5 protein-coding genes are annotated in these 6,000 nt (G+C 67.0%); 3 read left to right on the forward strand and 2 right to left on the reverse strand.

The window, feature by feature from the left end; all coding sequences use genetic code 11:
• The first annotated feature begins 331 nt into the window (after positions 1–331).
• The 3 genes from ACQHII_RS47710 to ACQHII_RS47720 all read left to right on the forward strand — a co-directional run bounded on the left by ACQHII_RS47710 (position 332) and on the right by ACQHII_RS47720 (position 2,706).
• Positions 332–907 carry a nucleoside 2-deoxyribosyltransferase domain-containing protein gene (locus ACQHII_RS47710; protein ID WP_427917161.1) on the forward strand — a complete coding sequence of 192 codons (576 nt, stop codon included), beginning with the start codon at positions 332–334 and terminating at the stop codon, positions 905–907.
• Between the two features lie 384 nt (positions 908–1,291).
• A complete protein-coding gene (locus tag ACQHII_RS47715; protein WP_427917160.1) occupies positions 1,292–1,420 on the forward strand; it encodes a hypothetical protein in 129 nt (42 codons plus the stop codon).
• 323 nt (positions 1,421–1,743) lie between these two features.
• Complete coding sequence (locus ACQHII_RS47720) at positions 1,744–2,706, forward strand: hypothetical protein (RefSeq protein ID WP_427917159.1); 963 nt, start codon at positions 1,744–1,746, stop codon at positions 2,704–2,706.
• On the opposite strand, the gene ACQHII_RS47725 is transcribed toward ACQHII_RS47720, so the two are convergent.
• Complete coding sequence (locus ACQHII_RS47725; RefSeq protein WP_427917158.1) at positions 2,699–2,845, reverse strand: hypothetical protein; 147 nt, start codon at positions 2,843–2,845, stop codon at positions 2,699–2,701. The two genes, ACQHII_RS47720 and ACQHII_RS47725, sit on opposite strands and share 8 nt — an antisense overlap.
• A 172-nt stretch (positions 2,846–3,017) precedes the next feature.
• Positions 3,018–5,534 (reverse strand): Helicase associated domain protein, encoded by a 2,517-nt coding sequence (locus ACQHII_RS47730; protein WP_427925183.1) that lies wholly within the window; start codon positions 5,532–5,534, stop codon positions 3,018–3,020.
• Positions 5,535–6,000 lie beyond the last annotated feature (466 nt).

Genomic DNA, 6,000 nt, shown 5'->3' on the forward strand with positions numbered 1-6,000 from the left:
CTGACCTGCGTTGATTCAATTTCGCACCGCCCGTGATCTGAACGCCGTAGAAAGTCCAGGCACTATCGAAGTCAGCACACGGTGGGCCCAGGCAAACCGTGGCGCCCTGATTGCTACTGGCTCCAACCGGCACGCACCAGGGAAACAGGGACGGTGTTGGCGCACCTCCCCACGTGAAGCCGATCGCCTATGCCTCCACGGGCGGGCATCGGCTTCACCTGTATTGCGTACGTATCCGGACCAGTAAACGCCGACGGTGCGCGCTTCCGCTGCGCACCGCGATTTGCCCTACGCGGCGGGTCTGCGGGGCCGCTTTCGTACGCTGACGGGCGTGACGGATGAACTCCAGCGCCTGGCCGACGACCTGACCGCCGACTACCTGCACGGCCGCTGGCGGCCGGAAGCGGCCGAAGAACACCGCGCCCGCATCCTGTTCGCGCAGGCCGGCGTCGACGGCGGCCTGGACGGACTGGCCGCCGGCGGGATCCTCGCCGCGACATCCATCGAGCAGATGCTGCGCCCCCACCCGGAACTCGGCTCCTGGCGGCTGGCCCCGGTGCTGCGCGCCTACCCAGGCGGCAGTCCCGAGGCGCAGGCCCTGGTGCGCGATCTGCTGGACGCGATCGCGGTCGACGGCTTCCCGCTGCTGCCGCCCCGCGCCCTGCGCTACATCGAGGCCCCCGCGCACTACGACGGCGAGGCCGCCTCGCTCTTCCTCGCCGGCGGCATCACCGGATGCCCCGACTGGCAGCGGCGCGCCGTGCTGCAGCTGGACGCGATCGGCTCCCCGGCCGTCGTCCTCAACCCGCGCCGCGCCGCCTTTCCGGTCGGGCAGGCGCAGGCGGCACGGGAGCAGACCGTGTGGGAGTACGAGCACTTGTGCATCGCCGACGTGATCCTCTTCTGATTCTGCGCGGAGGCAGTCCAGCCCATCGCCCTGTACGAACTCGGGGCGCACGCCGCCCGCGGCACCCGGCTGGCGGTCGGCGCCCATCCCGCGTACCCGCGACGGCTGGACGTTCTTGAGCAACTGCGGCTCGCCCGCCCGGACGTGACCGTCCACGACACGCTCCAGGCCACCGTCCGGGCCGCCGCGGAACTCCTGCCGGCCACCCCCAGCACCCTCCGAGCTCTTGGCGCAGCGGGCCCTGCAAGACAAGCCAACCTCGGATCGCAGACGAGGTTGTTGAACTTGAGCGTCTCGACGGCGTGCTTCGCCTCGATGGACTTCACCGCGGAGGTGACGTCCTCGATCTCGCCCTTGACGCGGTTGGGCATGGCGACCATGTAGATGACCTCCTTGACGATGTTCGCCTCGGGTTCCTTCTCCTTGTGCTCCTTGTACTTGGTGAGCGAGGCGTTCGAGGACATGCCGGAGAAGGCCTCGACCTTGTTGGACGAGACGATCCCCGAGCTGTAGGACTCCTCGCCGTAGGACGCCGACGGCCCGGAGAACGAGGCGGTGCAGATCGTGCCCGTCGGCCGGGCGGGAACCACGCGTTGCTTTACGTATCGGTTCTGAATGTCCACAGGCTCGGTTGTTCCGCCCGTCGTCGCCGAAGGTGACGGACTTGCCCCGCCGACTCCTGCTTCCGCAGGGACAAGACGCTGGACGACAAGAGGGACCAGTGGCTCCTACTGGCATTCCGAAGGCGAGGTAAAAGCCTACATAATAGGTCAAGACGGCCCGCAAGTCCGCATACTCGGGCGGAAGCCTGCACTCCGGCGCTACGCTTTTCGGTCATGAACGCGAAACTGGTTTCTGCGAACCACGTGGACCGGTTCTTACGAGCCGCGTACAACCGAGGTGAATACCCCAACCCCATCGAGCACTCGATGGTAGACCTCATAATGGGTGACGCTGGGCTCCCGGTAGGTTATCGCTACGGAAACAGCACCACAGCCATGGTCAACACGGTGCTACGAGACGGCCTCTTCACTCCTGAGTGGAACCGAAAGCGCAATTACATTGGCAAGCTCATATGGACAGATTTTGGCTTGCGCCGCATCGAATGGCTACTGGAGCAAGGGCAGAGCAGAGTCGCGCTGCACGACCATCTGTACACCAGTCTGGTCACTTGGGCCTACATGCCCGCTTCCAAAAGGTACGTGAGTCCTTCCGACTTCTATTTCACCGACGATTGCTGGTTCGCAGGGATCAGGGTTCCCCAAAATGTCGTCGATCTAGCTGTGAGCTACCTTGCCGAGGAAGGTCTACTCGAACACGGCCCTAAGGTGATAGGCCGATTGACCGTCCGAACGACCAGCAAGGGGATCCGCTTTCTTCATTCCAACCAGACTGTGAGGGATTTCGTGACCGCTGCCTCTCAACCGCCGCCTCGCGACAGCGTTACGAACCACTTCAGCGGCATCTATGTCGGTGGGAGCGTGGACCATGCCAACCTGGCGAGCGGTAATCAGAACTCTCAGTCCATCAACCAAGGTGTGAACAGTGATGCCTTGGCGTCTCTCGTCAGTCAGCTCCGGCAGGTGGCGCCAGCCTTGGGGCTGCATGCGACCGAAGCCGAAGACCTGGCTGAGGAGGTTGACGCACTGGAACGTGAGGGAACCGAACCGAGCCGTGGCCGAAGGATCTGGCGTTCGATCATGCGCATCCTGACGCCTGCCGTCACCACGGTCATCACGGCAGACGCCGAGCACGCCGTCAATGCGGCAATCGAGGCGGGCACCGATCTGTTCAGCTGACTTGGTGGTGCCAGGACGACCTCGTCGTCCGCGACACGGGTCTGACGTCGATGAGTTCGTCGTCCTGGAGGTCGGCGGCCTTCGGCTGGTGACCGAGCGCGAGGACCAGCGCCTGGTGGTCCTGTTTGGCGAGATGCACGCGACTGCTCGCAGCAGCCGGATCAAGCTGGCAGACGGCGATCTGGAAGGGAGCAAAGACCTTCGCGACCGTAGCCACTGCGGGCCACGGCGTCCTGGCTCTGTACACCCACACATGACCACGAAGCCATGATGACGAGGGGGGAAACCGTGAACGGTTTCCCCCCTCGTCATCATGGCCCGCCCTCCAGCACCCATTCCAGGCCGAGCGCGGCCAGCTGCGCCCGCCGCTCCGGGCTCAACTTCGCGGCCCGGCGGCGGGTGTTGTCGAGGAACGCCCCGAGTTTGTACGGCTCGCCGTCCACGACTTCGACGTGCTTGCGCGCCGGCCGCAGATGCCCCTCACGGGCATGGAACTGCTGTGCCGCCGCGATGTTCGCGGCCCACCGGGCGTCCTGCGACCGGACCGCGCCCGCGATCGACTCGCCCTCACCCAGGTGCTCGACTCCGACCGTGGTCAGGAGGTACTGCTGCGCGGGCGTCAGCCGTTCCCATCCGGTCCGCTGCCCGGCGATCCACACCCCCAAGTCCTCGCCCTGCACGATCAGCTGACCAGGTCCAGCAGGGAGCGCGCCCCCGGTCTGGACGTGGGCGAGGGTGAGCCGGTAGCAGCGCTGCCAGCCGATCTCCCACGCCGGACACCACCCCGGATCCACATCCGCGAGCGCCTCCAGACGGCCCGCTGACAGCTCTCCAGCGGCCGGGACGCCCGTTTCCCCCGCCTCGCGCAGCTCGGCGTTCTCCGCCGCCTTCCTGGCCGCCGCCCGCTGGTTCTTGGCCCATACCCCGAGCGGGAAGTCGTCCCAGACGACGGAGGCCGCGGGGAGGAAGTGCCCGTGGACATCGGCGTACGAGCGGGCCACGGCGAGGCCGGCGTCCCACGCGGACGCCTGCACCGACCACACCATCCCGAGCGCCTCCAGCTCGATGACGCGGGAGGCCTCCAGGGTCCCGGCGGCGTAGTACCGGCGCTGATCCGCGATCCACGCCCCGAGCGGATGGCCGCCGATCGCGGGCCAGTCCTCCGGGGTGACGTACGTGTACGGCACCCGCAGCTCGCCGTTGCCGCTCTCGCGCCGCCACCGGGTCGCCGCCTCGATGCCCCGCCGCCAGTACGCAGCTTCCGGGTCGATGACCCGCAGTCGTACGAACTGCGTGAGCGCGGCGGGATCGCGTTCCTCGCTGAACCGGAGCACCCCGGCCGCCGCCGCGCCCACGCGCACGGCGTCCTGCTCCTGGCCGTCCTCGTCGTCCTGTTCCGGCTCGTCGTCCTGGTCGAGGTCGTCGTCCTCGCTCGCTGCGGCACGGCTGTTGCGGACGCGCGGATCGGCGAGGGCCTCGATCGTCTCGGAGTCGTGCGCCCGGAGCGCCCCGAGGATCTTCGCGAGGGTCCCGTAGGCATCCGAGGTCAGTAGTTCGTTCGCGTCCTCGTTTTCCCCGAGGAATACAGGAACGATCAGCGTGGCCAGTTTCCCGACTCCCGGACGCATCCGCAGAGCGCGCCCGACCATTTGCACGATGTCCACCATCGAGCCACGCGCGTCCGCGAAAAGAACCGCATCGCACTCAGCCGTATCGACACCTTCACCCAAAACCCGAACCGAGGAAAGAACCCTCAGCTCCGCGCGCACATCACGGCCCCCAAAATCAGGCCCACCAAGGAAATCGGAAGCGAATTCATCCAGCACGCTGCGGCGGTGCGCGGGCGCATGCTCGCCGTACAGCCACTCCGCCCACACCTGCTCGGCAGGCGGGAACGTCCCGGGGTCGTCCTCGGCGAGCCGGCGAGCCGTCACCGGCACCGAGGCCGCCATCGCCTCCGCCTCCCCGACCCGACTGTGGAAGCTGAGCACCCGCCGGAACCGCTCCTGGCTCGCCGCCCGCATCAACCCGGTCTGCACAGCCGCCAGCCGCGCCCCGCGCACGGCGTCGGAGCCGGTCGCCTCGGTCGTCAGCGCGGCGTACAGCTCGGGGTCGCGGATGTCCAAGCAGAGCACCTGATACGGCGCCACCAGACCCATACGGATCGCCTCGGACAACCGGAGCTTGTACGCGACCGGGCCGAAGACCGGCGAGTCCTCGTCCATCGACGCGACCATGCGCGGCCGGTCGCCCCCCGCCTCCCACACCCGCGCGGTGGCAGTCATGTACAGCCGACGCACGGCAGGAATCTGCGCCTGGTCGTGCACGGCGGCCCAGGGCTTGCCCGCGTCCCCGCTGACCCGGTGGGCCTCGTCGACGACGATCAGGTCCCACACAGGGAGGCCTGCGGCGTGCGCGCGCTGGAGGGTGCCCATGCCGACCGAGGCGTACGTCGCGAACACCGTCACCGTCTCGGGGCCGGCCGTCCACGCGACGAGCTCGTCGGGGTCGGTCGTGCACGGCACACCCTGGCTGTCCGCGCCCCGCAGGGAGCAGACGCCGATCATCGCGCCGTGACGGCCGCCCTTCCGCCAGGCAGCGGTCATCTGCAACAGCAGGTCCAGAGTCGGCACCAATACCAGCACCCGGCGAGCCGAAAGCCGATTCGCCGACTCCACACCGATCAGGGTCTTACCGGAGCCGGTAGCGGCGATTACCTGAGTCCGCAGACCTCCCGGATGAATACCCTTTCCGGGTTGTTCTGAGAGATTCTTCAGCACCGAATCAACGCCCTCGATCTGGTGCTGCCGAAGAATCATACGCGTCATTTCTGCTCCATTTCTCACGCCAATATCGATATGATTTTCAAATCCAACGAATCGGAATCACTCCGAACGCTACCCTGAAGAGCTACTGAGTCATCATCCCAGAATCTATCCACTCTCAAGGAGTGACGCACACCAGTGTTCAGTGTTGACGGGAAGTGGTCGATCCTGAGGAGCGACGCGCGGTCGGGACGGCATGGTTCGTGTTGTGATGCCCCGTGAACACCTCCATCGCGGGGAGCGGTCGGCGCTCCATGAGCTGTGACGCACGTTCCACGCGATACACACCGCCCCTCCAGGCAGCTACTTTTGCCGTACCGGGGCGCGGAGCGCACCGGTACGGCCCGGGGCCGGCCGGAGGCTGGTCCCGCTGCCGGATCGCGGAGCGAGCCGGTGACCGGAACGGAGTTCCGGTCTTCCGTGCGGAGCACGGTGAGTGCCGCGTAGCGGCACCGCGTCGTGTCTGCGG

This window comes from Streptomyces sp. cg40 (assembly GCF_050320165.1).
Taxonomy (GTDB): domain Bacteria; phylum Actinomycetota; class Actinomycetes; order Streptomycetales; family Streptomycetaceae; genus Streptomyces; species Streptomyces hokutonensis.

What these genes read in the sequence shown, in the direction of transcription:
- ACQHII_RS47715 (WP_427917160.1), top strand. Translation starts at nt 1,292, where the DNA reads ATGACCTCCTTGACGATGTTCGCCTCGGGTTCCTTCTCCTTGTGCTCC.
- ACQHII_RS47720 (WP_427917159.1), top strand. Translation starts at nt 1,744, where the DNA reads ATGAACGCGAAACTGGTTTCTGCGAACCACGTGGACCGGTTCTTACGA.
- ACQHII_RS47730 (WP_427925183.1), bottom strand. Translation starts at nt 5,534, where the DNA reads ATGACGCGTATGATTCTTCGGCAGCACCAGATCGAGGGCGTTGATTCG.